23 protein-coding genes and 1 tRNA gene are annotated in these 25,574 nt (G+C 45.6%); 11 read left to right on the forward strand and 13 right to left on the reverse strand.

From position 1 onward, the window contains the following. The first annotated feature begins 56 nt into the window (after positions 1 to 56). The gene (locus tag IEY13_RS26515; protein ID WP_188958171.1) at positions 57 to 452 is read left to right on the forward strand and encodes a response regulator; all 396 of its coding nucleotides are present in this window, start codon (positions 57 to 59) and stop codon (positions 450 to 452) included. A 103-nt stretch (positions 453 to 555) separates the two neighbouring features. On the opposite strand, the gene IEY13_RS26520 is transcribed toward IEY13_RS26515, so the two are convergent. The 5 genes from IEY13_RS26520 to IEY13_RS26540 form a co-directional block, all read right to left on the reverse strand. Continuing rightward, positions 556 to 1,977 (reverse strand): RtcB family protein, encoded by a 1,422-nt coding sequence (locus IEY13_RS26520; protein WP_188958173.1) that lies wholly within the window; start codon positions 1,975 to 1,977, stop codon positions 556 to 558. 20 nt (positions 1,978 to 1,997) lie between these two features. Further along, positions 1,998 to 3,056: a DNA polymerase beta superfamily protein gene (locus IEY13_RS26525; RefSeq protein ID WP_188958175.1), complete on the reverse strand. Its 1,059-nt coding sequence runs from the start codon at positions 3,054 to 3,056 to the stop codon at positions 1,998 to 2,000. Further along, positions 3,004 to 3,807, reverse strand: a complete 804-nt coding sequence (locus IEY13_RS26530; protein ID WP_188958177.1) for a nucleotidyltransferase domain-containing protein — start codon at positions 3,805 to 3,807, stop codon at positions 3,004 to 3,006. Before IEY13_RS26530 ends, IEY13_RS26525 begins: the two co-directional genes overlap by 53 nt. Before the next feature lie 12 nt (positions 3,808 to 3,819). Continuing rightward, on the reverse strand, positions 3,820 to 6,024 hold the full coding sequence (locus IEY13_RS26535; RefSeq protein ID WP_188958178.1) for a hypothetical protein: 2,205 nt from the start codon (positions 6,022 to 6,024) through the stop codon (positions 3,820 to 3,822). An 84-nt stretch (positions 6,025 to 6,108) separates the two neighbouring features. Further along, positions 6,109 to 6,233, reverse strand: a tRNA-OTHER gene (locus IEY13_RS26540). Between the two features lie 272 nt (positions 6,234 to 6,505). On the opposite strand from IEY13_RS26540, the gene IEY13_RS26545 reads away from it, so the two are divergent. From IEY13_RS26545 to IEY13_RS26555, 3 genes are read left to right on the forward strand one after another with little or no spacing between them, the layout of a single operon-like run. Beyond that, entirely contained in the window at positions 6,506 to 7,561 is a 1,056-nt protein-coding gene (locus tag IEY13_RS26545) for a helix-turn-helix transcriptional regulator (protein ID WP_188958180.1), read from the forward strand. Between the two features lie 31 nt (positions 7,562 to 7,592). Continuing rightward, complete coding sequence (locus tag IEY13_RS26550; protein ID WP_229688031.1) at positions 7,593 to 8,456, forward strand: bifunctional transcriptional activator/DNA repair enzyme AdaA; 864 nt, start codon at positions 7,593 to 7,595, stop codon at positions 8,454 to 8,456. A gap of 57 nt (positions 8,457 to 8,513) precedes the next feature. Further along, positions 8,514 to 9,965, forward strand: a complete 1,452-nt coding sequence (locus IEY13_RS26555) for an NAD-dependent succinate-semialdehyde dehydrogenase (RefSeq protein ID WP_188958182.1) — start codon at positions 8,514 to 8,516, stop codon at positions 9,963 to 9,965. On the opposite strand, the gene IEY13_RS26560 is transcribed toward IEY13_RS26555, so the two are convergent. The 6 genes from IEY13_RS26560 to IEY13_RS26585 all read right to left on the reverse strand — a co-directional run bounded on the left by IEY13_RS26560 (position 9,962) and on the right by IEY13_RS26585 (position 16,717). Next, entirely contained in the window at positions 9,962 to 11,755 is a 1,794-nt protein-coding gene (locus IEY13_RS26560) for an AMP-dependent synthetase/ligase (protein ID WP_188958184.1), read from the reverse strand. The two genes, IEY13_RS26555 and IEY13_RS26560, sit on opposite strands and share 4 nt — an antisense overlap. Positions 11,756 to 11,871: 116 nt before the next feature. Then, positions 11,872 to 12,885: a tetratricopeptide repeat protein gene (locus IEY13_RS26565; protein ID WP_188958186.1), complete on the reverse strand. Its 1,014-nt coding sequence runs from the start codon at positions 12,883 to 12,885 to the stop codon at positions 11,872 to 11,874. Between the two features lie 12 nt (positions 12,886 to 12,897). Beyond that, entirely contained in the window at positions 12,898 to 14,130 is a 1,233-nt protein-coding gene (locus IEY13_RS26570; protein WP_188958188.1) for a DUF1015 domain-containing protein, read from the reverse strand. 21 nt (positions 14,131 to 14,151) lie between these two features. Then, entirely contained in the window at positions 14,152 to 15,222 is a 1,071-nt protein-coding gene (gene serC / locus IEY13_RS26575) for a 3-phosphoserine/phosphohydroxythreonine transaminase (protein WP_188958190.1), read from the reverse strand. A gap of 70 nt (positions 15,223 to 15,292) precedes the next feature. Beyond that, the gene (locus IEY13_RS26580; RefSeq protein ID WP_188958192.1) at positions 15,293 to 15,934 is read right to left on the reverse strand and encodes a DUF502 domain-containing protein; all 642 of its coding nucleotides are present in this window, start codon (positions 15,932 to 15,934) and stop codon (positions 15,293 to 15,295) included. 147 nt (positions 15,935 to 16,081) lie between these two features. Next, entirely contained in the window at positions 16,082 to 16,717 is a 636-nt protein-coding gene (locus IEY13_RS26585) for a hypothetical protein (protein ID WP_188958194.1), read from the reverse strand. Between the two features lie 17 nt (positions 16,718 to 16,734). Between IEY13_RS26585 and IEY13_RS26590 the strand changes: the two genes are divergently transcribed. Both IEY13_RS26590 and IEY13_RS26595 read left to right on the forward strand, forming a co-directional pair. Further along, the gene (locus IEY13_RS26590) at positions 16,735 to 17,019 is read left to right on the forward strand and encodes a hypothetical protein (RefSeq protein ID WP_188958196.1); all 285 of its coding nucleotides are present in this window, start codon (positions 16,735 to 16,737) and stop codon (positions 17,017 to 17,019) included. 209 nt (positions 17,020 to 17,228) lie between these two features. Then, the gene (locus IEY13_RS26595; RefSeq protein WP_188958198.1) at positions 17,229 to 17,513 is read left to right on the forward strand and encodes a hypothetical protein; all 285 of its coding nucleotides are present in this window, start codon (positions 17,229 to 17,231) and stop codon (positions 17,511 to 17,513) included. On the opposite strand, the gene IEY13_RS26600 is transcribed toward IEY13_RS26595, so the two are convergent. After that, positions 17,508 to 17,651 carry a hypothetical protein gene (locus tag IEY13_RS26600; RefSeq protein ID WP_188958200.1) on the reverse strand — a complete coding sequence of 48 codons (144 nt, stop codon included), beginning with the start codon at positions 17,649 to 17,651 and terminating at the stop codon, positions 17,508 to 17,510. The two genes, IEY13_RS26595 and IEY13_RS26600, sit on opposite strands and share 6 nt — an antisense overlap. 155 nt (positions 17,652 to 17,806) lie before the next feature. On the opposite strand from IEY13_RS26600, the gene IEY13_RS26605 reads away from it, so the two are divergent. The 4 genes from IEY13_RS26605 to IEY13_RS26620 are packed head-to-tail and all read left to right on the forward strand — an operon-like array spanning position 17,807 to position 24,639. After that, positions 17,807 to 18,427 carry a TetR/AcrR family transcriptional regulator gene (locus IEY13_RS26605; protein WP_188958201.1) on the forward strand — a complete coding sequence of 207 codons (621 nt, stop codon included), beginning with the start codon at positions 17,807 to 17,809 and terminating at the stop codon, positions 18,425 to 18,427. Positions 18,428 to 18,431: 4 nt separating this feature from the next. Further along, a complete protein-coding gene (locus tag IEY13_RS26610) occupies positions 18,432 to 19,853 on the forward strand; it encodes a TolC family protein (RefSeq protein WP_229688032.1) in 1,422 nt (473 codons plus the stop codon). 19 nt (positions 19,854 to 19,872) lie between these two features. Beyond that, entirely contained in the window at positions 19,873 to 21,018 is a 1,146-nt protein-coding gene (locus IEY13_RS26615; RefSeq protein WP_188958203.1) for an efflux RND transporter periplasmic adaptor subunit, read from the forward strand. A gap of 45 nt (positions 21,019 to 21,063) precedes the next feature. Beyond that, complete coding sequence (locus tag IEY13_RS26620; RefSeq protein WP_188958205.1) at positions 21,064 to 24,639, forward strand: efflux RND transporter permease subunit; 3,576 nt, start codon at positions 21,064 to 21,066, stop codon at positions 24,637 to 24,639. Between the two features lie 60 nt (positions 24,640 to 24,699). On the opposite strand, the gene IEY13_RS26625 is transcribed toward IEY13_RS26620, so the two are convergent. Next, positions 24,700 to 24,999, reverse strand: coding sequence for a hypothetical protein (locus IEY13_RS26625; protein ID WP_188958207.1), 300 nt, complete (start codon positions 24,997 to 24,999; stop codon positions 24,700 to 24,702). Between the two features lie 190 nt (positions 25,000 to 25,189). On the opposite strand from IEY13_RS26625, the gene IEY13_RS26630 reads away from it, so the two are divergent. Continuing rightward, a complete protein-coding gene (locus IEY13_RS26630) occupies positions 25,190 to 25,573 on the forward strand; it encodes a helix-turn-helix domain-containing protein (protein WP_188958210.1) in 384 nt (127 codons plus the stop codon). Position 25,574: the final 1 nt, after the last annotated feature.

Consider the following 25,574-nt stretch of genomic DNA (forward strand, 5'->3'; position numbering starts at 1 on the left):
GTAATTTAGCGTTACCTTTCATATAACCATTTAATTTGATGCAATTTTTAGGCCACTTGAACAGGCTGATTTTATTGGCGGAAGACGACAGTGACGATCAGGAACTATTAGAAAGCGCGTTTGGAGAAATAGATCCGGCATGGAAGGTAGTATGTATACCTAACGGCAAGCGCTTTGTTGCCTATCTGGACACTATAGCGGACGAGCAGTTGCCCGCCCTGCTGGTACTGGATTATAATATACCCGAACTAACCGGTGTAGAGATTGTAAGGGCGCTGAACAACCACACCCGTTACCAGGCCATTCCTAAAATTATCTGGAGCACCTCCAGCTCGCCCGTTTTTAAAGCTATGAGTATGGAACTGGGTGCAGTAGATTATATTACAAAGCCGAATGATGTGGCTTCTTTTTTAACTATTGCAAAGTATATGCTTTCGTTTGTGAAAGCATAATCACTATCATACTTAAAACAGAAAAGCTGCATCTGATATGATACAGCTTTTCTTATATATTCCTATGAACTGATACAGGAAGGCTTACATAGTTATCATTTACTTAATCCTCTCTGCTTCCATCATCTGCCATCCTTACAATTTTAGGTTCAAACTTCGCCACTACTTTAACCAGTTCCTGCTGTGCACCCATTACCTGGTTAATGTCTTTATAAGCCATCGGTGCCTCATCCAAACCTGCGCCAATAAGCGTAACACCGTTTTCTTTTAAAACTGCCTGCATATCTTTTTTAGATATCTGCTCAATGGCTTTAGTACGGCTCATCTGCCGCCCGGCACCGTGTGAAGCAGAGTTGATAGCAGCTTCATTACCCAGACCACGTACCAGGAAGCCCGGCGCAGTCATGCTACCCGGTATAATACCCATTACATCTTTACCTGCCGGGGTTGCCCCTTTTCTATGCACAATCACTTCTTCCCCATTCCATATTTCTTTCCAGGCAAAGTTGTGGTGGTTTTCCACTTTAGCCAGTACCCTGGCCCCGATAGCCGCAGTAAGCTTCCGGTGAATAACCTCATGGCAGGCAGAAGCATAATCACCCGCCAGGTTCATAGCCAGCCAGTATTCCTGACCTGCTTCGCTATCCATATCCAGCCAGGCAAGGTTAGCAGCTTCTTTAGGCAGCCTGCACAAGTCTTTCGCCAGGCGGGTATAATACCCTGCAATAGTAGCACCCATACCTCTTGAGCCGGAATGCGACAACAAAGCCAGGTACTTACCCTTTTCTATATTCAACGCCTCGTCTCTTTCTTCAAATTCAATAATCCCCCATTCCACAAAGTGGTTACCTCCCCCCGAAGATCCCAGTTGTGAAGCTGCTTTATCATGCAGCTGCTTAATGAACGGGGTAATATTGAATGTATCGCTATCCAGTACGCCGTGGTCTGCCTTATACTGACCGTGGAAACCGGCACCTGCACCAAATTTGGTATGGGCAATCAACTCTCTTTTATATTTTGCTTCATTGGCATAAAAGGCATCAGCCGGAATATCAAACACAGACAGCGCCATCCGACAACCAATATCCACCCCCACCCCGTAAGGTATAACTGCATTACGGGTAGCCAGTACACCACCTATAGGTAAACCATAGCCCTGGTGCGCATCGGGCATTAAGGCCCCCGCGGCAGTTACCGGTAATTGCATAGCCACCGCCATTTGCTTACCGGCACCTTCTTCAATATATTCCTTACCATACACCGCATACTCCTTTTTCTCTGTTACCAGTGCTATAGTAGTATCGGCTGGCTTATTCATCTCTTCAATCATGGCAGTAGCCAATGCTTCCAGCTTTTCATCATCCAGAAAATTTTCCGGATAATCTTTTACTTTCAGCAGCAACGCCAGTGCTTCTTCTCTTGAAAGATGCTGTAGTGCTGCTGCGGCTTTTAACGCCTCGCCTAAAATACGCCCCTGCTTATAGCCGGCAGCTAATAAATCATCACCGTTTATTCTGTTTTCCATATGTTATCAGTTCAGGTAGCTTATCCATACAATGCTGTACGCATATCCACTACTATTTTTTCAATCCGTGCTTTATCAGGCATAGCCTGTAGCACAGTATTACTATATGCCTGCACCATTTCTTCCTGCAAGGCTTCTGCCATTTTCAGCAACGCTTCGTACGTATACCTGCCTTCTTTAATAGCCAGTAACTGTTCCCGGTTATTGCGCCGCACCTGCAATTTACCTGTTGCGCCTATTTCCACTGCCATTTGCAGCAACCTTATCGTGTGCATCATGTTTTTAGCGTCATAATCGCCACCATGTGCCTGATTGCCCAGAAAGCGTAATTCATTGCGTTTATCCACCCAATCCCAATACTCCCGGTATTCTTTACAGTATATGGAATATCCATCGCGGTTAAAGAAAAGATAAGTCAACATTGCCTCCTCTTCCGGAACAGAAGAAAGGCATACCTCATTGGCATCTTCTCCCGTGGTTATTCCTCTGTAGCCTTTTGTACCGGTAACATCATAATACAAGGCATACATTCCTCTGGCATGTGTAACAGCGCTCAGCCCGCAGCACTCCTGTCTTTTATCGCATGCCTCCAGCCATTGCTGCAAAGGCAACGTTCCACCACCTTCCAGTATATAGCAAAAATCAGTAACGCTTTTTCTTGCTTTCTCCTGCGGGTTCAGCATTTTTTTGTTCAGTCCTCTGGCCTTTTTAATCTGCGTAACAGCGTAGCTGCCAAACGTTTCCCGGCAAAGGGCCGATAAAAACAAATCTGCCGTAAGGTGCTGCATCACCGGATGCCTGTATAATATACAGTCATCCGGGGCAGCCAGTGTTTCGAGGAGGTTAGGGTTGTTTTTTAATAGCAGAGAAACAAATCTGCCCAGTTCATAATATACTTCGTCGTTGGTGTCGTTGTTTATCTGTTCTATATAGCCCAGTCCGTAGAAATGCTCTTTAGGTAAATAAAACACCCCCTTTATATCTGTATCCGATTGCGGAGTGGCCAGGCCATATGCCCTGCTGCCGCTAACACATTCCAGCAACAGCAGTCCTCTGCTTTTCATTTCTGCTATAGTCATAACACTTCAGGGTTTGTACAAAAAAAGCATCCAATGCCTCTGGCGTAAATACCTGTTTTTCCAAACGGCTCACCGCTTTATTACAGGCTGCTATTTCTGTGTTTATATAATCTGCCATGCCTGTGCTTACCTTAACCATATACTTCTCCGGCGATGTTGCCTTTAATGCTATCAGCGCATGCACTTCTTCCTGCAAGTCTGCAGGCAATAACACCATCAGATCATAGATAGTAAGCGGTGCTATAGCATTCTTTTCTATATTCCATTTAGCGCACAACAACGAGCGTAGCACGTAAAACAAACCTTTTATGGTAACCGGCTCATCACCTATGGCGTCACCGGTAAACTTACGTACCAGACCCAGGTAGTGGCAGGCGTTGGTTTTCGCATCAAAATAACTACCCGCCAGCTTTTCCAGTGCTGTTATAAATGCAGCGTTTTTAAGATATACAATGGGCGATTGCATCCACTCAAAGCCGGTTACGTTACTCCTGTGCATCAGCTTCAGTACCTTGCGCAAATCCCAGCCGTACACATCCAATTCATCGTTTATAGGCAATGTTATAAAGTCGTCCGTTTCTTTTACAGAAAGGTAACCGGCCAATGGGCGTATATATATAAATCTTACATCGTAGTCGCTGTCAGGAGAAGGAAACTGCCATCCCCGGCAACCCGACTCGCAGGAGTACAGGATGTGTATACCATACTCCTTTTCTATTGTATCCAGCGTTTCCAGTATCCGCTTTTCCATACTATTTCCTTTTTAATCAATTAATAAAGCTGTAACAGCCGCAGCGTTGGTTGCCCATGCTTTGGTATACACTTCATCTGCCTGTTCAGTTTCTGTTAAAACCATACCCTGCGCCTCTGCTTTCAGCGTTAACAACTCGCCTATGGTAATTTTATCCTTCAATTTCTGCAACATTCCTTCCACTACAGTGGTATCCAGGTTCTGCACCACCTGGCCATCAAACGGAATCTCCATCCACACCATTTCACCGGCCGCTACATCCAGCATACCAAACACCAATCCTTTAGAAAGGCTCCGGGTTACACGCACCTGGTGTTGCACATGCGCAGGGTTATAAGCCACACCGGTGTTTTTAGAAATCTTCATCGGGTATCTGCTGTTCATCCATCCCACTACCAGGTTAGGTGTTACCGTACCATTGCTAAAAGCGTTACAGGTAAACACCACATAATCCGCTTTTGCTTTACGCAGTGCTTCCAGGTTAATTTCAATATACTCAGCCGTACCTGTTTTCTCCGGAATATGAATAATATCGCCGCTATGCTTACATCCGGTAATGCTCAACGAACTATAAGAACATCTTTCCACTTTACCACGATAAGTAACCAGGCAGCTAAGATCCATATCCAGGTGTTGCGCAGGCAGGCCGGTACCCCATTGCATAAATAACCGTACCGAAGCACCTTCTACAGGAAATCGTGTACCCATTAATGCCGGGAAAACATCCTGCACGGTAGTGCTACGATCGCCAATAGCCACAGGCATATAAAACAGTTCAGGCGCTATATACATTTGCTTACCAGCAGCAGGTGTAGCTGCAAAACGCTGCTGCACTGCTTTTTTACACAAACCCCTTACCGCCTTACGCATTTCCTGCAAATCATCCTCTGCATAAATATCCAGCAACTGGTGTTTATTCACCACTTTACTAATACCTCCCAGCGGCTTTACTATACGTTTGGTACGTTTATCAAAATAGTTCTCTGCATACATATCCAGTGTTAACACCAGGCGTGCAGGCACCTTATCAATTACCTCTGTAAACGCCTCCGTTACCTCTTCATGGCCAAACCATAACATGTTTGAAAACAAAGAGCGGGCAAACAAGCCGGGACGTTGTTTTAACAAAGCCAGCGTAGCAGCGCTATCGTAACGGGTACGACCGGTATTCACCTGGCCCTGCCATACTGTATAGTCTTTGTTATAAAACTTATCCAGTACTTCCTGTAACTTTTCAAAGCCTTTACGGTTGCCGTATTCTGCCAGGCGCAAGGCACGTATAAAACGCACCCACATCGCTCTTTTTGTATGCATTATCTCACACATGGCATGTGCCTTCAAAGGCAGTTCATTCAGCCAGCGCGCTATTACAATGCTCTCCTTTCTGGAATAATGTAGGTGCAGTTTTGCCTTCGCTTCTTTTTCTCCGGACACTACTTTGTTTTTCAGCAGGCTTTTAACTATAACAGAAGGTTCTGTCAATTGCAGCATACCGGTATTTTTAAACCACAGGTACCGCAGTATATCCGCCGGCGTATCAAACAGGCTTTGTGCTTCTTCGCCTTTGTTATGAGTCAGCAATGCATCAATAACTGCCATACGTGTTTCCTTCATCGCTATCTCTACCGCAGGCAAACTTAGTTCGGCCAGTAAGGCATTCAGGCTATCCATCTGGGTAGCATCCAGTGCTGTTTTAGATAACAGCAGGTTACACAAATAGGCTTCCGCGTCTTTCTCCGTCCACAGTTCCAGCACCTGTAAAGTGCCCTTGTATTCTTTTAAATGCAGCTCTCCTTTGGTGAAGGGCGTACCACAAAAAGGGCAGCCGTTATAACGCTCTAAAGGAAATGTGTTGGCAGGTATAATATGACCGCACTGCAACCTTGTACCCTTTGTCTGAAATATATTGGCAAAGTAGGTAATGATATGATCCAGCAGGGTTTCGCCGGTAGCATTACCCCAGTCCTTCACCAGCGGCGTCCAGTTTTTATGTACCCCCTTTACCTTTTGCACGGCAGCCAGCACCTTAGCCAGATAAGCTGGCGGCGCCACGCTAAGGGCTGCCAACAGTTCGTCAGATACGCCATAACCCAGCTTTGCCATATTGGCCACTAACATAGCCGCAGGGCCACTCAGCAGTTTACCTGCTGTTTTTCTAATGGTAGCCGGAACAAATATGGCCTTCCCGCGCAAACTCACCTGTAATACTGTGCTCATAACTTTTATTTTAATAACCAGGTAATGCGGTTGCTGTATTTACCTGAAAAATATTTGAAGTAAGCAACCTTTGACCTCAGTTTGTAAAGCAGGCCGGATTTGAACCGGCAACCCGCGCATAATGGGCATAGAAGTAAGTTTTAATTGACCACAGGGGTAAGTTTAAAACTATTTGCGTGCGCTGCTCTAACCAATTGAGCTACTGCTTTAAATACGAAGGAGGTAATGGATAAAGTGGTCATTTAACAGATGGTTTTGAAGTAACTTTATCTTGACCAACCTTCGATACAGCAAATATGGCCGTGGCACTACGCAGCGTAAGTACGCGGTAAAAACTTTTTTGATCGAAATCCGATAACTGCCTGTAAACAAATCTGATAGCGCCGGATTTTACTTAAAATCCTTTTGTAACACTTCCTTGTACGCAGATATATTGCGCAGTAAAAAGCGGATTACCTATTTTTAAACCACAATAACCCTTATGTCTATTAATAAACTGGCCCTTATACGCTATAAAACCATTGACGACTGCCTGAAAAACCGCCGCCGGAAATGGACACTGGACGACCTGATTGAAAAAGTATCAGATGTATTATATGAAAGCGAAGGCATCGCAAACGGAGTAAGCAAACGCACCATTCAGGCAGATATTCAACTGATGCGCAGCGATAAGCTGGGTTATAATGCCCCTATTGTGGTTGCCGAAAGAAAATACTACATGTATGAAGATGCGGATTACAGCATTACCAACACCCCCATCAGCGATGCAGATGTAGACAAGATGAAAGAGATAGTGGGAGTGCTGAAACAGTTTAACGGCTTCAACTATTTTGAGGAGATGAGTGAGATGATTGCCCGGCTGGAAAATAATCTTTATCAGTCTACCCACCAAAGCCGCAACTGCATTCAGTTTGAGGATAACAAACGCCTGAAAGGCCTGCATCATATTACTCCGTTATATCATTGCATTCTCAACAGAAAGCCCCTGCTGCTCGAATACAAATCGTTCAAAGCAAAAAGTGCACAGCAGAATGTGTATTTCCCCTACCTGCTTAAAGAATACCGCAACCGCTGGTTTTTGATAGCCAAGCCTAAAAAAGGCAACCTGCTGGCCACGCTGGCACTGGACCGTATTATTGATTTTCAGGAGCTGCCCAAAGAAAAGTTTGTAGACTATGATGGGGTAGACTTTGACCGGTATTTTGATGATGTGCTGGGCGTAACCAAAACTATTAAAGACCGGGCACATAAAATAGTGCTGGAGGTAAACAAGTACAATGCCCCCTACATACTTACCAAACCCCTGCACCCATCGCAGCAGGTGTTACGCGAAAATGAAAACGGCATTATTATACGTATTGATGTGGTATTGAATTTTGAACTGGAGCGTGAAATACTGGGCTTTGGCGAATGTATGAAGGTATTGGCCCCACGCAGGCTGGCACATGTTATAAAAAAGCGCCTGGCCAATGCCGCCGCACAATATATAAAACCAGCGGCAGAGGAAGCAGCCACGGATGAGCAAGAAGCGGGTTGATGCCGCTAAGGGCAATTACTACTTTTGACAGATGAACACGCAGGCAATGGAAACACAGCAGTTAATGAACTATGAGCGGATAGCAAAAGCTATTGAATACATTCAGCAACACTTTAAAGAGCAGCCCGAACTGGAAGCCATAGCCGCGCACGTACACCTGAGCCCTTTCCACTTTCAGCGCATGTTTACGGAATGGACAGGAGTAAGCCCTAAAAAGTTTCTGCAATACCTGAGCATAGAGTACGCAAAAGATTTATTGAAGAGCAGCCAGGCCAGCCTGTTTGAAACGGCGCACGAAACAGGCCTTTCCGGCACCAGCAGGCTGCACGACCTTTTTATCAACATAGAGGGCATGACGCCGGGCGAGTACAAAAACGGCGGCGCACAACTTACTATTAACTACAGCTTTGCAGAAAGTCCGTTTGGCCACATCATTGTTGCCTCTACCAGCAAAGGCATTTGTTATCTTGCTTTTGCCACAGAACAGCTGGCAGCTTTTATGGAGTTACAAAAGCATTTCCCCAACGCACAGTATCAGCAAATGACCGACCTGCATCAGCAAAACGCACTGTTTATTTTTACGCAGGACTGGAGCAGGCTCAGCGAAATAAAGCTGCACCTGAAAGGCACCCCGTTTCAGTTAAAAGTATGGGAGGCGCTGTTGAAAATACCCATGGGCAATCTTACCACGTACGCTGCCCTTGCACATTCCTTAAACCATCCCCGTGCCAGCAGGGCAGTAGGCACCGCTATTGGAGATAATCCGGTTGCATTTCTCATACCCTGCCATCGTGTAATACGCACCAACGGCGGGCTGGGCGGCTATCACTGGGGCTTTACCCGCAAAACCGCTATTATAGGTTGGGAAGCAGCAAAGACGGCGCGGGAAGACTAATTTAACAAAACCAATACCGCCCGCTTTTGTTAGTATTGCTGATATAACTGATACTATATGAATCTTACCTATCCGGCTTTACTACAGCAAGGCATTCTCATCAACAACCAATGGCAAACAGGCAACAACACCTTTCCCGTTTATAACCCCGCCACCGGCCAACAGATTACGGAGGTAACCGATGCAGGCACCGCAGAAGCAGAGCAGGCTATTGAAGCAGCCACTACCGCTTTTAGCAACTGGAGCAGCAGACCTGCCAAAGAACGGGCAGACTTACTGAAAAAATGGTACCAGCTGGTAATACAGCATACAGATGATCTGGCAATACTGCTTACTACTGAGCAGGGCAAACCTTTAACGGAGGCAAAAGGAGAAGTGCAATATGGTGCTTCTTTTATTGAATGGTTTGCGGAGGAATGCCGCCGTACTTACGGGCAGGTTATTCCCGCACCTGTAGCGGACCGCCGCTTTTTTACTATTAAGCAACCCATAGGTGTAGTAGCTGCTATTACCCCGTGGAATTTTCCCATTGCTATGATAACGCGTAAAATAGCGCCTGCACTGGCAGCAGGTTGTACCGTAGTATTAAAACCAGCCGAAGATACCCCCTTGTGCGCACTGGCTCTGGCGCAACTGGCCGTAGAAGCCGGGCTGCCCGCAGGCGTACTAAACGTAATTACCACACAGCAGGCTGCGAAAGTAGGCAAGGTACTTACCACGCACCCCAACGTACATAAAATATCCTTTACCGGCTCTACAGAGGTAGGCCGTATATTAATGCAACAGGCATCCTCTACGTTAAAAAAACTTTCGCTGGAGCTGGGTGGCAATGCACCTGCCATAGTGTTTGACGATGCCGATCTGGAGCAGGCCGTTAAAGGCACCATGGCCAGTAAATACCGCAACGCCGGCCAAACCTGTGTTTGCGCCAACCGTGTACTGGTACAGCGCAGTATTTACCCCGCCTTTTTAAAGGCATATCAGGCCGCGGTAACTGCCCTTAAACCAGGTAACGGCACAGAGCAAGGTGTAACCATTGGCCCACTGATTAATCAGGAGGCTATTGATAAAATACAAACACTGCAAAAAGATGCGGTGGAACATGGGGCAGAAATAGTTTGCGGCGGCAACATACACGAGGCAGGACCATTGTTTTACCAACCCACCATACTTACCCATTGCACAACCGATATGCGGTTAAGCCAGGAAGAGATATTTGGCCCTGTAAGCGCTATTTACCTATTCGATACAGTGGAAGAAGCCATTGCACTGGCCAACAACACAGCGTATGGCCTTGCCGCTTATTTCTTTTCGCGCGATGTGCAAAGGGTATGGCATGTAGCAGAGCAGCTACAGTATGGCATTATAGGAATGAATGAAGGCATTATTTCCTTTGCAGAAGCACCTTTCGGCGGTATTAAGCAAAGTGGCTATGGTAAAGAAGGCAGCTTCTATGGTATAGAAGACTACCTTATTACCAAATATCTTTGTTTGGGTGGTGTTAGTTAGTCACAGGCATAAATATGCTCAATAGCATCTTTATACTTTTCCATAATCACCTTACGCTTCAGGCTTAGCTTAGGCGTCATTTCACCGGTATCAATACTCCACTCACGCGGCAGCAGTTCAAACCTTTTCACCTGCTCTACGTGGTTAAAGGAGGCATTGAGGCTTTCTACAATTTCCTTATACTTATCCAGCACTTTGGGGTTCTTCACCGCCTCTTCATGGGTGGTATAAGGAATATTGTTGCGCTTCATCCATTTTTCCAGATGACTGAAAGAAGGTACTATCAATGCACCTACAAACTTTCTTTCCGGCCCCACTACCAGCACCTGTTCAATGAAAGGGTTTTCTTTCATCTTGTTTTCAATAGGCTGGGGGGCTACATATTTACCACCACTGGTTTTAAACAGTTCTTTTTTACGGTCGGTTATTTTTAACAGATTGCCGTTTACCCACACGCCTATATCACCGGTATGCAGCCAGCCATCTGTTACTGCTTCGGCAGTAAGGTCAGGCCTTTTATAATACCCCTTCATTACGCTCGGGCCTTTTACACAAATCTCTCCGTCTTCTGCCAGCTTTACTTCCAGGCCATCAATAGGCGGGCCTACGGTACCAAACTTAGCCAGTTTTCTATCTCTGCGGTTTACACAAATTACCGGACTGTTTTCTGTAGGGCCGTAACCTTCGTATACAGGCACCCCGGCAGCATTAAATATGCGCAGCAGCCTTTCCTGGCAGGCAGCGCCACCGGTTACAATAAACGAAATATTACCGCCCAACGCCTGGCGCCATTTACTAAACACCAGCTTATTGGCTATAGCCAGTTGCAGGTTATACCAGAAGCCACCACTGATATTGTTATCGTATTTCTCCGCAAGCTTTACCGACCAGAAGAACAGCTTACGCTTAATGCCGGTTAACTGGCTGCCAGTGTTCATAATTTTCTCAAACACCTTTTCCAGCAAACGTGGTACGGTGGTAAAACCATTTGGCTTAATCTCTTTCAGGTTATCGCCAATGGTTTCCATGCTTTCAGCATAGTAAATACCAATACCGCTATAGAGATAGATATAAGTAACACACTTTTCAAAAATATGGTTCAGCGGCAGAAAGCTTAATACCTTATGCTCCGGCGCATCATCAAACGGAAAGCTTATTTTACTCAGGTAAGCATCGCTCATAATGTTGCGGTGCGTAAGCATTACACCTTTAGGCGTGCCGGTAGTACCGGATGTATAAATGATAGTAGCTACATGACTTTCCGGTATACGGCTTTTTACCGCCTCCACATCATGTAACGAAGCATCGCCCGCAGGCACCAGTAAGGTTTCCCAATGGTCTACGCCTTCTACCTTGTCAAACGTGTAAATCTTTTGTAACGAAGGAATGGAAGGCAGCACATCCTTCACCTTTTCGTACAGTTCTTTGCTGCTGATGAAAATATGCTTCACCGCGGCATCATTGAGAATAAACTCAATTTCGTGCGGGTTGGTGGTAGGATACAAGGGTACCAGTATGGCGCCTGTCTGCTGCACAGCCAGATCGGTAAATACCCACTCGGGGCGGTTATTGCTGATGATAGCAATTTTATCTGCACTGTCTTCATCAAACTGATTGCCGCTTACACCCAGCTTTAGTAAACCCGCGCTAAGCCGGTTTACCATACCTGCCACATCGCCGGTGCTGTAGGTTTTCCATTGGCCATTTACTTTGGCAGCCAGCATATCCGGCTTTGGAAACTTCTGTAACTGATAGTTTACTGCGTCGAAAAGTCTTTTACAATCCTTCATACATGCAAGAATCAAATGTATACAATTACTACATTTAAGGTAGTTATATTCAGGCAAATAAAAAAGTTCCCACCCTTACGGGCAGGAACTTTGCTTTATAAATTAACATTCCTGTGCTAGTGCGGGTAATATTGCCCTTCAGGCACCTTAAACACCCGGTTACTTTGCAGCTTCAGAAAGTTGTTATTCTCTTCTTCATGTGCTTTTACCCAGGTTTGGTACGCGTCCGGGCTGGCCGGTGCAGTAAACAACCACTGGTTATAGGCATCAAAAGTACCTTCCTGCAGCAGCTGACGCTGATGATCGAACAAACGATAAGGAAACTGTGTGGCATACTGCTTATACCAGTCGGTAATAAAGCGGGTACGCAGCACGGTTAAAGAAGCAGCGGTTACACCTTCCGTAGTAACATCACCGTACTTGTTAAACGTTTCGGCTATGGCTCTGGTAAACGGAGTGCCTTTGGCTATGTAAGTATTCAGCAACCCCGGTTTCATGAACAACAGTTTGTAATTGTCTTTTACTATGTTCTTCATAATAATGGTACGCGGGCTAAGGCTTTCTATGTTCAGAAACATTTCGCCATAAATAACCGACCACAACAGATCATCCTTTTCATCGTAATACCTGGCTGCGTTGTAGTAGTTGGTGCTGATGTTAGGATCTACCTCAATGCCTTTTTCCCAGTAAGGAATAGCCTGATCCAGCTTATGCTGCATCGCATACAACTCGCCAAACTCGTTGTACAACACACCGCTTTTTGGAAACTTTTTCAGCCCCTTTTTATACAGCTTTTCGCATTCCGTATATTCAGCAATAGCCTTATAGCTTAAGCCCAGTGTCTGGTAACCCGTTTCATCGTCAAACGCATCCACCACCTTTTTACCGGTAGCAATAGCATTTGCATAATCCTTTTTCAGGTAATAGGTAAACGCCAGGTCTTTACGTATATCCGCATTGCGGGGCTCCTGTTCTGCGGCACGGTTTAATACCATTACTGCATTATCGTAATCCCCTTTGCGCATAAACTCTTTACCCGTGGCGTGTAACGATTTACTGTCGCCCTCCTGAGCCATTGCTGTAAAACCTGTGGCAGCAAACACCAACGCAATCAGCGTTCTTTTCATCATAGTACTTCAGTTCTATTCGTAAATAAGATGTGTTAATAACCCATCTCTCAACTTCGGCTCAAACCAGGTGCTTTTGGGTGGCATTACATTTCCGGTATCTGCAATAGCAAATAACTGGTCAATGCTTACCGGATACAGACTGAAAGCAACAGCCCATTCGCCGCCGTTTACACGCTTTTCCAGCTCGCCCAGTCCTCTTATACCTCCCACAAAGTCAATACGCTTATCTGTACGCGGATCGCTGATGCCCAGCAGTTCGTCTAATACGTTGTTCTGCAACACGCTCACATCCAGTATTCCGATAGGATCTTCTGTGTAAGTACCTGGTTTAGAAGTTAATTTATACCAGGTACCGGCTAAATACATGCCAAATTCGTGTAAACCTGCCGGATGCACCGCACTGGTGGCAGGCGCTACCTCAAACTTCTGCTCCAGCTGCTTCAGAAAATCTGCCGCCGACAAACCGTTCAGGTCTTTTGCCAGGCGGTTGTAATCCATAATATACAACTGGTTAGAAGGAAACAGGGTGGTAAGGAAGTAGTTAGCCCCCTCTTTGGCATCGCTGCCAATGGCTTTACGCACCTTGGCAGCAGAAGCAGCACGGTGGTGACCATCTGCTATATACGTGCAAGGCACTTCTTTTTCAAACAAGGTGGCTATTTCTTCTACGGCTTTTTCGTCGTTCACAATCCAGATAGTATGCTGAATGTTATCGTCTGCCGTAAAATCGTATACCGGGCTTTTGGCAGCTTTCCATTTTTCTATCAGCGCATCAATACCCTCGTGGCTGCGGTAGGCTAAAAACACATTACCGGTTTGTGCGCCGGAGGTTTTAATATGGTTAATACGGTCCTGCTCTTTTTCAGGGCGGGTAAACTCGTGCTTTTTAATAATATCGTTCTCGTAATCATCCACACTGCTTACACCTACCAGGCCGGTCTGGCTTCTGCCATTCATAATCAGCTGGTAGATATAATAACACTCTTTTGCCTCTCTGAAAAGCAGTTCTCTTTTAACAAAAGCTTCCAGATTTTCTTTGGCCTTTTCGTACACCTGCTGATCGTGAATATCTACCGACTCGGGCAGATCTATCTCACTTTTGGTGATATGTAAAAACGAATTGGGGTTGCCCTGGGTTTCAACTTTAGCCTCCTGGCTGTTGAGTACATCATATGGCTTGCTGGCGATTTGTTTGGCCAGTTGCGCCTGCGGACGTAAGGCCTTGAATGGTTTAATGATTGCCATTATAGTAAGAGTGGTTAATAATTAAGCATGTTTGTTTGAAAAATCTTTCATCAGATGGCACATAGCCTCTACGCTGCTCAGTGGCATGGCATTGTACATAGATACGCGTAAACCACCCACACTGCGGTGGCCTTTTACGCCCACCATACCGTTTTGTTTACACAGGTCCAGAAACTCTTTTTCCAGTTCCGGCGTAGGCAGTAAAAATACGGCGTTCATCAGGCTGCGGTCTTCCTTAGCCACGGTAGGGTTAAACAGCGGCAGACTATCCAGTGTGTTATACAGCAGGTCTGCACGCTCTTTCGCCTTCTGCTCCATAGCCGCTAAACCACCATTGGCAATAATCCAGCGCATGGTAAGCATGCTTACATATACCGCAAATACCGGTGGGGTATTTAACAAAGCTTCTGCCTCAATATGCTTGCGATAATCCATAATTGGCGGTATGGCCCGGCTAATCTTACCCAGTATATCTTTCTTTACCACTACCAGCGAAACACCTGCAGCACCTATGTTCTTTTGCGCACCCGCATAAATGAGTGAGAAACGGCTGAAGTCCATGGGGCGGCAGAAGATATCACTGCTCATATCGGCAATCAGCGGCACCTGTGTATCAGGAATATGATGCCATTGCGTACCTTCTACCGTGTTATTGGTAGTATAATGCAGGTAAGCAGCATCAGCCGGAATATCCAGCTGCTTATTAATATAAGTATGTTTTTTATCGGCCGAAGATGCGGCAACAGCCACCTTACCAAACAGCTTCGCTTCTTTAATGGCTTTATCGCCCCAGATACCATTATCGCAATACGCTGCGGTAGCATTCGTATCCAGCAGGTTCATGGGCACCTGCATAAACTGGGTGGTAGCACCTCCGTGCAAATACAGCACTTCGTAATCATCACCCAGTTGCATTAATGTTTTTACATGTTGCTGCGCCTCGCGCAGTACAGCCTCGAAATAAGAGGTACGGTGACCAATTTCCAGAATGGATAATCCTGTGTTGTTAAAGTTGTGAATAGCAGCAGCAGCTTCGGTAAGTACTTCCTGTGGCAAAATCGAAGGACCTGAATTGAAATTATGCATTTTCATTTCATCAAATTAAGATGCAAAGTAAAGTGTTTTGAAACAAAGGGTTGTTAGTATAAACCCTTGTACTGTGTTAATCTACATGCGTAACACCACCCGAAACCACAAACTTCATGGCGTCTGAAGCAGAAGTGTTTCTTATCGGTCTTACTTTATGTTTGGGAACAATATAAGTTATGCCGGAGATAGCGTAGGAATGCGGCACGTACACCACCACATGATCTTCCAGATCAAAGCGATCCGCGTTTTCTCCCGTAACAAACCCTACCCGCCACACATCATCCCCATCTACATTTACCAGTACAGGCTGATCAAACTTCTTTTTGTTGCCGGCAAACGCCTCCATAAAATCTTTCACCGAGGTATAAATAAACCGTACACCCGGTGTTTTTTCCAGTACCTTATCCAGCACATGCACCAGGCGGGTAACCACAAAAGAAGAAGAAATCCACCCCACCAGCAGCACTATCGCTATCACTACCACAAAACCCAGGCCCGGGGTTCTTTCCAGTTCGCCTGCTGCATTCTGCTCTATCCAGCGCGGAAACAGGCCATGAATAATATTGGGCAGTATATTATCTACCGCGTTAAACAGCCATACCACGGCAAAAATGGTAATACCAATAGGTGCCAGCACTACCAACCCCTGTAAAAACAACTGGATCAGCCTGCGCCAGCGAAACCTCACCAATACCCTTTTTCTGCCTATTGACATTTACCCTGATTTTGATGTAAAAGTAACGCACCGTTGGTGCATGCGTAAACTTACCGGTATAAAACATGAAGATTTTGCGGCAGCTGTTTTTTACCAGCAAACAAGCCGCCCCGGCTGGCGGAGGCGGCTTGTGTAAAAAGCCACTGATTATCTGGCTGCTACTCCGCCAAATACGGCCATATATACTTCACTGTTCTGCCCTACATACTCATCACCGGTGTAACAACGGCACATATATTCACGTACCTCTGCTTTGCCTGCCACCTGTAACGGCCTTACATCTTTATAAGGCGTACGTTCTGCATCATCAAGCTTTATCCATTCCTCTGTGCCATGAAGGCGTGAGTAAATGGAAACTCCCGTTTGGCTACGCTTATTAAAGCCAACTTCCACATACTGAGGATATACATTTAACCGCATGGCCGGCTGTAACGTTACCTTACTAAATGCCCCTGTGGTAGTAATAATGCCCAAAGCACCGCCTATGTTGCTTGTATACAAAGGGCTTCGTTTCAATATAACCGCAGCATTGGCAATAAAGCCTACCTCATCGGTGCGTACCTGATTTTTAGACAATATGGCATCTTTGTACTCCTGCTTTTTAAATACCACCAACAGCAGCTTTTCAATGGCCTTCTGCGCCTTATCCTGCAGTTCTGTAACCTGAGCCGCCGTAAGCCCGGCCGCCGGTCCTGCAGTAATGATCTGCTCTTTAAAATTGTTCAGCCAGCGTACCAGTTCTGCATCAGCCGACGGAATAAAATAGTTATATGTCTTTTTCATTGTTTACAATTTGATAGATGATAAAAATCCCGGTTTTATATAGTCCGGGGCCGGAACAGTTTCCGCATCAGCTGCTGCTTCTTTTGTACAAATCATCCGGAGAAGAAGCGGGCAGATATGCCGGATCGAATGGCCATTCTGGTACTGCTCTGTTGCAATGTAAAATTCGAAAGAAGGCGCCGGGCGGCAAAACTTGCGTCGCAAGTGCGTCGGCCTCAAACGCAGTGGTGGCGCGGAAAAAAACTTTTAAAAAAATTGAAAAGACAGCAGTGCTGAAAAGGGGGAAAAATTCATTTTATTGATAATCAATCAGATGCGACTATCCAAAACGCAAATCCGGGACAAGTCTGACGCAAGTTTTTTTCTGAAACCCTTGCTACACAGGGGCCGCAGACGTCATATAGTTTGTTTTTCAAATGTGTTTTAAGCCATTTTAGCGGCCAAAAAGCCCAAAATGCCACTTTAGCTTTCCATCCGTAAGCTGGGCGGTTCCACCGGCAAGCTTCTGCAAATGCTCCTAAAGCTGCTGATTGCCGTCTGGCAGTTGGCTCACCACTTCCATAAGTTGTTTCTTTCTGTGCCAGAGCTTTCTGATTGCGCCAGAAAGCTGGTTGCGCACTTTTACAAGTTCTTTACTCCCGTCCGGAAGTACGGCCATTACCTCATAAAGTTGGTAAATGCCGCCGGAAGGTTAATGGATGCCATGCAGAAGCTGCTGAATTTCATCCGAAAGCTGGGCCGTGGCATGCAGAAGCTTCAGAATGGCGATTGGCAGCAGCCAGCTATCCAGCTATAACACTATGCGCTTTCCGCCCAGCTCTGCCGTTGCATACAGATTACCGTGTGTTATATGCCTGAGCTTCTGCTCCATTTCGCCCTGCTTTTCATTTAGTTGCTGGCGCTTTTTGATGGCATGCCAGCGCTTTAGGGCCATTTGCCAAAGCACCGGATTGCGCCGGAAACACCCCTTATTTCCACGGATAACCAAAACGCTCATCCCTGGCATATAACCATTCAGCCCAAAAAGCCTGCGGAAACTCTAAGTCACTAAAAAGTTTCCATAGTTTTACTCCGGAAAAATTCAACACCATGGAAATAAAAGAAAGGATACTGGAAAAAGCGGAGGAGTTGTTTCTGCGGTTTGGTGTACGGAGCATTACAATGGATGAGATTGCCAGTCAGTTAGGCATCAGCAAAAAGACGATTTACCAGTCGTTTGCCGATAAGGAGGAGTTGGTTTTTATGGTGTTTGACAATCTGTTTAACCATTGCAGCGAAGATTGTGTGCAGGACCGGGCACGGGCAGAAAATGCCATTCACGAATTGTTTCTGGCTATTGACATGATGGAAGGGTTTTTAAAAACCATGAACCCTTATATATTATACGACCTGGAAAAATACCACCCGGCCGTATACAAACGCTTTCTCTCTTTCAAACACGGATTTCTGTATCAGAGTATCAAAGACAATGTGGAGTGGGGTATTAAAGAAGAGCTGTACAGAACAGATATCAATGTAGAAATCGTAAGCCGGTTCAGAGTTGGCACAGCCATGTTATCGCTGGATGCAGAAACCTTCCCGCATAATAAATTCTCGGTGTTGGAAGTGGAAATACAGTTGCTGCTACTGTATGCCTACGGCCTCGCTACCCCTAAAGGAATTAAACTGATACATAAATACAACCAGCAACGTGAAAATAAAAATGTGTAAGATTATGAATAAAGCAAGGAGGGTAAACCTGCTATTGCTTTGCTGCCTGCTTGCCGCAGGCGCCATTGCCCAGGCACCCGGCGACACTACCCATGCAGTACACACCATGAGTGCGCAGCAGATTGTGGAATACGCCCGCAAGAACAATGTACAGGTAAAGAATGCGCTGATTGATTTACAGATTCAACAGCAAACCAACCGGGGCATTACCGCCGCCGCCTACCCGCAACTAAACGGCCAGGTAGGAAGCACGTATTACCCCAACATTCCCGTGCAGGTATTTCCCAACTTTATTGCTATGGCTACCTATGGCGTACTGGAGCAGGAGGGTGTTAAAAATGGCAGTGGCGCCCCTATTACCTCGCCCACCGATTTTGGTTTTGTACAGGCTGCCTTTGGTACCAAATGGAATGCAACCGGCGCCGTAAGCCTTTCGCAGATATTGTTTGATGGGCAGGTGTTTGTAGGCCTGCAGGCCCGCGAAGCTTCTATTCAATATCAGCAAAAGAATATTGAAATAACAGAAGAGAACATTAAGGTAAATGTGTACAAAGTGTATTACCAGCTGGTAGTAAGCAAAACACAAATGGCACAGATAGATGCCAATATTACCCGCGCCAATAAACTGCTGAGCGATACCAAAGCCCTGCATGAGAATGGCTTTGCAGAACAGTTATCGGTAGACCGCGCCAACGTACAGCTGGCCAACCTGGAAACAGAAAAACTGAAGCTGCAACGCACTATCGACAATGGTTATACCGGCCTTAAGTTTCTGGTAGGTATGCCGGTGAATGATGTACTGATACTTACCGATACCTTGTCTGATACAGAAATACGCAAAGGCATACTGGAAGCCAGTGAATACCAGTACAGCAACCGTAAAGAATATCAGGGGTTAGAATTAGCGCAGAACCTGAATGCCTACAATGTAAAGCGTTATAAATATGCCTACCTGCCTTCTGTTAACCTGTCCAGCTCGTACGCCAAAAATGCCTTCCGGGATAAGTTTAACTTCTTTGGCCGTGGCGATTGGTATACTGCCTGGAACATTGGTTTAAACATCAACATTCCCATTTTTGATGGCTTTTTAAAAGCATCCAATGTAAGAAAAGCAGAACTGGAACTGCAAAAGACCAACAACCAGCTGGAGAATCTGAAACTGTCTATAGACAACGATGTAGTACAGGCCCGCAACCGCTTTAAAGCAGCCATTACTACACTGGACTATCAGCAAAAGAACATGCAACTGGCCGAGCAGGTGTATAACCAAACCAAAAAGAAATACGAATCGGGCCTGGCATCTAACACAGATATTACCAATACACAAACAGACCTGGTAGGCGCGCAAACCAACTATGTAAGCGCCCTGTACGATGCTGTAATTGCTAAAATTGATTTTCAGAAAGCTACCGGTCAATTACCATAACCATTATCAACTCAACTATATGCAAAAGATATTTCCTGTATTTATAGCAATGATTGCCGTTACACTTACAGCCAGCAGCTGCAAGGAAAAAGATCCGCTGAAAGCGAAGAAAGAAGAACTGGCCAAACTGAAAACAAAACAGTCTGACCTGAACAAAAACATTACTAAACTGGAAGGCGAGATTGCCAGATTAGACCCCAATGCAGTACCCGAAAAACCAAAGCTGGTAAGCATTGATACCGTTACCAACAAGCCTTTCAGCCATTTTATAGAATTACAGGGCCGTGTAGATGCAGAAAACATTGCTTATGTAACCCCACGCGGCGGTGGCGGCCAGGTAAAAGCAGTGTATGTTAAAAAGGGCGAAAGAGTAAGCAAAGGCCAGCTGCTGTTAAAGCTGGATGATGCCGTGGCACGCAAACAGATAGCCCAACTGCAAACGCAGTTAGACTATGCCCAAAACCTGTATGAGCGCCGCAACAACCTGTGGAAAGAAAATATAGGCACCGAAGTAGAACTGATTACTGCCAAAAACAATGTGGAGCAGGTACAGCGCCAGATGGAGCTGGCCAAAGAGCAACTGGGCTTTAGCAATGTATATGCTGATATGAATGGCGTGGCAGAAGAAGTAACCATACGTGTGGGCGAACTGTTTACAGGCGGCAACCCTGCCAGCGGCATTAAACTGGTAAACACCGGCGATTTAAAAGTAACCGCACAGGTGCCTGAAAACTATCTGGGCCGTGTTAAACAAGGCGATAACCTGCTGGTAGTATTTCCTGATGTAAACAAAACAATAAACGCCAGAATAACATTAGCAGGCCAGTTGATTGATGTAAACAGCCGCTCGTTTTATATAGAAGCACGCCTGCCTAACGACAAAGCTTTTAAACCCAACCAGGTTGCGCTGGTAAAAATACAGGACTATTCCGTGGCACAGGCTGTTACAGCACCTGTAAACACCCTGCAGACTGATGACAAGGGCAAATTTTTACTGGTAGCGGTAAACGAAGCCGGCAAGTGGCGCGCTAAAAAACGTCAGGTACAACAGGGCGAACTGTATGGCGACCGTATTGAAATTAAAGAAGGACTGAAAGCCGGTGACCTGATTATTACCGATGGCTACCAGAGCCTGTACGATGGTCAGTTAATTACCACTAAGTAAACAGCCTGTGCCACGCACAGCATTTTACACCCAACAACTTGTTTCATGAGCGCACTCGAAAATTTTACAGGTAAGTTTAAGCACTTTAAGCCTACTACCTGGAGTATAAAAAATAAGACCTCCATTTACCTGCTCATGCTGATGGTGAGCCTGGGAGGCATTTTTCAGTTTGTTACCCTTCCGAAGGAGCAGTTTCCGGATATAGTTATTCCTACTATTTATGTATCCACTATCTATGTAGGTAACTCACCCAAGGATATGGAAAACCTGGTAACACGCCCCATTGAAAAGCAGATAAAGGGCATTACCGGAGCCAAGATTAAAAAGTTTACCAGCACCTCGCAGCAGGATTACTCTTCTATCATTATTGAATTTGATACACGGGTAAAAACTGATATAGCCCTGCAAAAGGTAAAAGATGCAATAGACAAGGCCAAGCAGGACCTGCCTAACGATCTTACGCAGGAGCCTACTGCACTGGAAGTGAGCATTAGCGACCAGCCGGTGATGTACGTAAACCTGAGCGGCGATTACGATCAGCAGCGTTTAAAAAAATACGCCGATGATATGAAGGATCGCCTGGAAGATCTTACCCAGATTAACCGGGTAGATCTGGTAGGTGCGCCTGAGCGGGAGTTTCAGATTAATGTAGACAACTACCGCATGCAAAGCGCCAATGTTACTTTTGATGATATTGCCAATGCGGTAGCACGGGAGAACATGGACATATCCGGCGGCCTGCTGGATGTGGGTAACATGAAGCGTAACCTGCAAATGAAAGGGCAGTTTAAAACTGCTTTTGATATTGAGAAGGTGGTATTACGCAACGGCCAGGGCAGAACTATTTATCTGAAAGATATAGCTGTAATTAAAGACACTATTAAAGACCGCGAAAGCTATGCCCGTCTGGATAGCAAAAACGTGGTAACGCTTAACATTATCAAACGCTCCGGCGAAAACCTGATTGAAACATCGGATGAAGTAAAGAAAGCAGTGGATGAAATGAAGGCCACTGTGTTTCCTAAAGACCTGAAAGTGGTAATTACCGGCGATTTGAGTATAAAAACCAAAGCCTCTTTTAATGAGCTGGTGAACTCTATCGTTATCGGCTTTGTGCTGGTGTTAATTATCCTTATGTTCTTTATGGGTGTGGTAAACGCCTTCTTTGTGGCGTTGTCTGTACCGCTGAGTATGTTTGTGGCCTTTGTGTTTTTGCCCGCAGCAGACTTAATTGTAGGCGGGCACGTAACGCTCAACTTTATTGTACTGTTTGCACTGCTGTTTGGCCTGGGTATTATTGTAGACGATGCCATTGTGGTAATTGAAAACACGCACCGCATATTTACAGAAGGTAAGGGAAAAATAAAAACCGAAACCTCGGCCATGATGGCTGCCGGCGAAGTGTTTGTGCCGGTACTGGCGGGCACCTTAACTACGCTGGCTCCCTTCTTCCCCCTGCTTTTCTGGCCAGGCATTATTGGTAAGTTTATGATTTACCTGCCTACCATGCTCATATTTACGCTGGCTGCCTCGCTGGTAGTGGCGTTTATTATGAACCCGGTGTTTGCAGTGGACTTTATGAACCATCCGGAGCATGGAGAAAAAGAACCCAAATCGGCTATGTTTAAAAAGCCGGGCTTCTGGATAGGCTTAGGGCTGGGTATAGTATTAGATCTGATGGGCATTACTTTCTGGGGCAACCTGCTCATCTTCTTTATGCTGCTGATTATACTTAACCGCTTTGTGTTTGATGATGCTATTCATGCCTTCCAGAACAGAGTACTGCCGTGGATTATGGACCACTACGAAAACCTGCTGCGCTGGGCGCTAAAAGGCTGGCGGCCCGCCTGGCTGCTGCTGGGTACGTTTGGCCTGCTGGTATTCTCTTTTGTATTCTTTGGCATACGCAAAGTGCCGGTGGTATTCTTCCCTAAAGGAGATCCTAACCAGGTATATGTATATCTGAAACTGCCGGTGGGTACTGCCGTAGAGTATACCGATTCTGTTACCAGCGAACTGGAGAAGAAAGTATTTAAGGTACTGGGCATGGAAAACGGCAAGCATAACCACGTAGTGGAAAGTGTTATTACCAACGTAGCTGTTGGTGCCAGCGACCCTGCCAGTGGCGACCGCAGCACCCGTAGTGAACTCGGCCGTATACAGGTATCTTTTGTGGAATATGAAAAAAGAGAGGGCACTAGCACAGCACCTTATCTGGATTCTATAAGAGCGGTTATGAAAGGTGTACCCGGTGCAGAAATATCGGTAGATCAGGAGCAGAGCGGCCCGCCAACAGACCCGCCGGTGAACATTGAAGTAGCCAGTGAAGACTTTGACGGATTAATTAAAACAGCCGTATCGCTTAAAAACTATCTGGATAGTATACAGGTGGCTGGTGTGGAAGAGCTGAAGCTGGATATTGACCTGAAGAACCCGGAAATTACGCTGAACGTAAACCGCGAGCGCGCATTGATTGAAGGCGTATCTTCTGCACAGATTGGTCAGCAGATAAGAACCGCCCTTTTTGGCCGCGAAGTATCTAAGATTAAAGAAGGCAAGGATGAATATAAAATTCAGTTACGCAACCAGGAACTGCAACGCAAAAACCTGGCAGATCTGCTGAACATGCGTATTTACTTCCGAGACCTGGCTACCGGTGGTTTCAAGAGTATTCCTATCAGCAACCTGGTAAATATTGACCTTACCACTACCCTGGGTAGCGTAAAGCGTAAAAACCAGAAACGCATGATTACGGTGCGCAGTAACGTGTTAAGCGGTTATACGCCTACAGAAATTAACGATGTAATTAAAGGACATATTGACAACTTTAAAGGCAAAGCAGATGGCGTAACCATTAAGCAAACCGGTGAAGGAGAGCAGCAGGCAGAAACCGGCGCCTTTCTGTTTACCGCGTTGATAGTAGCGCTGATGCTGATATTGTTTATTCTGGTATTACAGTTCAACAGCGTAAGTAAATCGGTAATCATTCTTACTGAAATTGTGTTCAGTGTTATTGGTGTACTGCTTGGGTTCTCCCTGTTTGGAATGGAAGTATCGGTAGTAATGACGGGGGTAGGTATTCTGGGGCTTGCCGGTATTGTAATTAAAAACGGAATTCTGGTAATTGAGTTTGCCGATGAACTGCGCAGTCGTGGTTTACGCACGCGTGAAGCCGTAATACAGGCAGGTAAAACCCGTATTATACCGGTACTGTTAACGGCCGTGGCCGCTATATTAGGTTTTATTCCTATTGCCGTTGGCTTTAACATCAACTTTGTTACTCTGTTCTCTGATCTTAACCCGCATATCTTTTTCGGAGGCGATAACGTAGTGTTCTGGAAGCCGCTGTGCTGGACCATCATCTTCGGTTTAATATTCGCGTTTTTTATGACGCTGATTATTTTACCAGGTATGTATCTGATAGCAGAGCGCTTAAGACGCCCGATGCGCAGCATGTATGGCGGCAAATGGGTATCTATGTTAGGCATACCACCGCTTACGCCATTGTTTCTGTTATTTATGGCAGGTACACTGGTTAAACATCGCTGGGATAAAGCACGCCGCCGTCGTAAACTGGCAAAGCAGCGTGTTAACGAAGCCTTTATAGGCAGTTGGTTTTAACGGTATTGATTAATACATAAAAGAGGGTGTATCATAAAAGTTGATACACCCTCTTTTTTATCAGGCAGCAGGTGCAGCCGGTTTAATAGCTACCACCGGGGCAGGCTCATTGCCATGCAGTGTTACAAACGCCGCTTCTACCAACGCCCCCAGTTGCTCGTAAAAAAACAGTACTTCGGCACGTTGCCTGGCGCTTAACCCATCGGCATATTCACTACTTACCCAGCTTTTGGCCAGCTGCCATAAATGGGTATAACAGGCAGGAAGTTCAAAGGCATCAAAAAACTCTTCTACGGCAAGCTGTGGTTGTTCTGTTTGCCTGCCGGTGAGGTAACGGAATGTGTTTGACTGGCTGTTCATATGTCAGTTTTAATGTTAACAGGCGCGGATTTAATTAAGATAATTAGCGAATCAAAGTATATTAGTACAATGATTTACGCTGTTATGCGTGGAGATAAAGTAAGTAGGAATAGCTGAACCAAAGATATTCCTACATTTTTGAATTTCAAATTTTATACTTCATTTTTAACCTTAAAAATTGAAAGTAACCTTGAATAACTTACCGGGAAACCTGCGTGTTTTACGCAAAAGTAAAAAACTACAGCAGGAGGATATGATGGAGCCTTTGGGCATTTCGCGCGCTACCTGGAGTAACTACGAACTGGGCAAAACAGAGCCGCAGATACAGACACTGCTTGATATAGCTGGTTTTTTTGAAGTATCGATGGACGATCTTTTGAAGAACAACCTGAGCGAACACCCGCAATGGGCACAGAAAAAACCGGTACGCTATCAGCAACAAAAACGCAAAAAAGGATTGCAATTGGAAGAAAACATTGCAAAAGATGCCAATTTTGCTGCTGGGCAGGAAGAACTGCTGCAACAAATACTGGAAGAACTAAGAGCCATCCGTAAAAACATCAGTCAACAATAAA

This window comes from Filimonas zeae, assembly GCF_014641615.1.
Lineage (GTDB): Bacteria > Bacteroidota > Bacteroidia > Chitinophagales > Chitinophagaceae > Filimonas > Filimonas zeae.

What these genes read in the sequence shown, in the direction of transcription:
- IEY13_RS26520 (WP_188958173.1), bottom strand. Translation starts at nt 1,977, where the DNA reads ATGGAAAACAGAATAAACGGTGATGATTTATTAGCTGCCGGCTATAAG.
- IEY13_RS26525 (WP_188958175.1), bottom strand. Translation starts at nt 3,056, where the DNA reads ATGACTATAGCAGAAATGAAAAGCAGAGGACTGCTGTTGCTGGAATGT.
- IEY13_RS26530 (WP_188958177.1), bottom strand. Translation starts at nt 3,807, where the DNA reads ATGGAAAAGCGGATACTGGAAACGCTGGATACAATAGAAAAGGAGTAT.
- IEY13_RS26535 (WP_188958178.1), bottom strand. Translation starts at nt 6,024, where the DNA reads ATGAGCACAGTATTACAGGTGAGTTTGCGCGGGAAGGCCATATTTGTT.
- IEY13_RS26545 (WP_188958180.1), top strand. Translation starts at nt 6,506, where the DNA reads ATGTCTATTAATAAACTGGCCCTTATACGCTATAAAACCATTGACGAC.
- IEY13_RS26550 (WP_229688031.1), top strand. Translation starts at nt 7,593, where the DNA reads ATGAACACGCAGGCAATGGAAACACAGCAGTTAATGAACTATGAGCGG.
- IEY13_RS26555 (WP_188958182.1), top strand. Translation starts at nt 8,514, where the DNA reads ATGAATCTTACCTATCCGGCTTTACTACAGCAAGGCATTCTCATCAAC.
- IEY13_RS26560 (WP_188958184.1), bottom strand. Translation starts at nt 11,755, where the DNA reads ATGAAGGATTGTAAAAGACTTTTCGACGCAGTAAACTATCAGTTACAG.
- IEY13_RS26565 (WP_188958186.1), bottom strand. Translation starts at nt 12,885, where the DNA reads ATGATGAAAAGAACGCTGATTGCGTTGGTGTTTGCTGCCACAGGTTTT.
- IEY13_RS26570 (WP_188958188.1), bottom strand. Translation starts at nt 14,130, where the DNA reads ATGGCAATCATTAAACCATTCAAGGCCTTACGTCCGCAGGCGCAACTG.
- serC (WP_188958190.1), bottom strand. Translation starts at nt 15,222, where the DNA reads ATGAAAATGCATAATTTCAATTCAGGTCCTTCGATTTTGCCACAGGAA.
- IEY13_RS26580 (WP_188958192.1), bottom strand. Translation starts at nt 15,934, where the DNA reads ATGTCAATAGGCAGAAAAAGGGTATTGGTGAGGTTTCGCTGGCGCAGG.
- IEY13_RS26585 (WP_188958194.1), bottom strand. Translation starts at nt 16,717, where the DNA reads ATGAAAAAGACATATAACTATTTTATTCCGTCGGCTGATGCAGAACTG.
- IEY13_RS26590 (WP_188958196.1), top strand. Translation starts at nt 16,735, where the DNA reads ATGATAAAAATCCCGGTTTTATATAGTCCGGGGCCGGAACAGTTTCCG.
- IEY13_RS26595 (WP_188958198.1), top strand. Translation starts at nt 17,229, where the DNA reads ATGCTCCTAAAGCTGCTGATTGCCGTCTGGCAGTTGGCTCACCACTTC.
- IEY13_RS26600 (WP_188958200.1), bottom strand. Translation starts at nt 17,651, where the DNA reads ATGGCCCTAAAGCGCTGGCATGCCATCAAAAAGCGCCAGCAACTAAAT.
- IEY13_RS26605 (WP_188958201.1), top strand. Translation starts at nt 17,807, where the DNA reads ATGGAAATAAAAGAAAGGATACTGGAAAAAGCGGAGGAGTTGTTTCTG.
- IEY13_RS26610 (WP_229688032.1), top strand. Translation starts at nt 18,432, where the DNA reads ATGAATAAAGCAAGGAGGGTAAACCTGCTATTGCTTTGCTGCCTGCTT.
- IEY13_RS26615 (WP_188958203.1), top strand. Translation starts at nt 19,873, where the DNA reads ATGCAAAAGATATTTCCTGTATTTATAGCAATGATTGCCGTTACACTT.
- IEY13_RS26620 (WP_188958205.1), top strand. Translation starts at nt 21,064, where the DNA reads ATGAGCGCACTCGAAAATTTTACAGGTAAGTTTAAGCACTTTAAGCCT.
- IEY13_RS26625 (WP_188958207.1), bottom strand. Translation starts at nt 24,999, where the DNA reads ATGAACAGCCAGTCAAACACATTCCGTTACCTCACCGGCAGGCAAACA.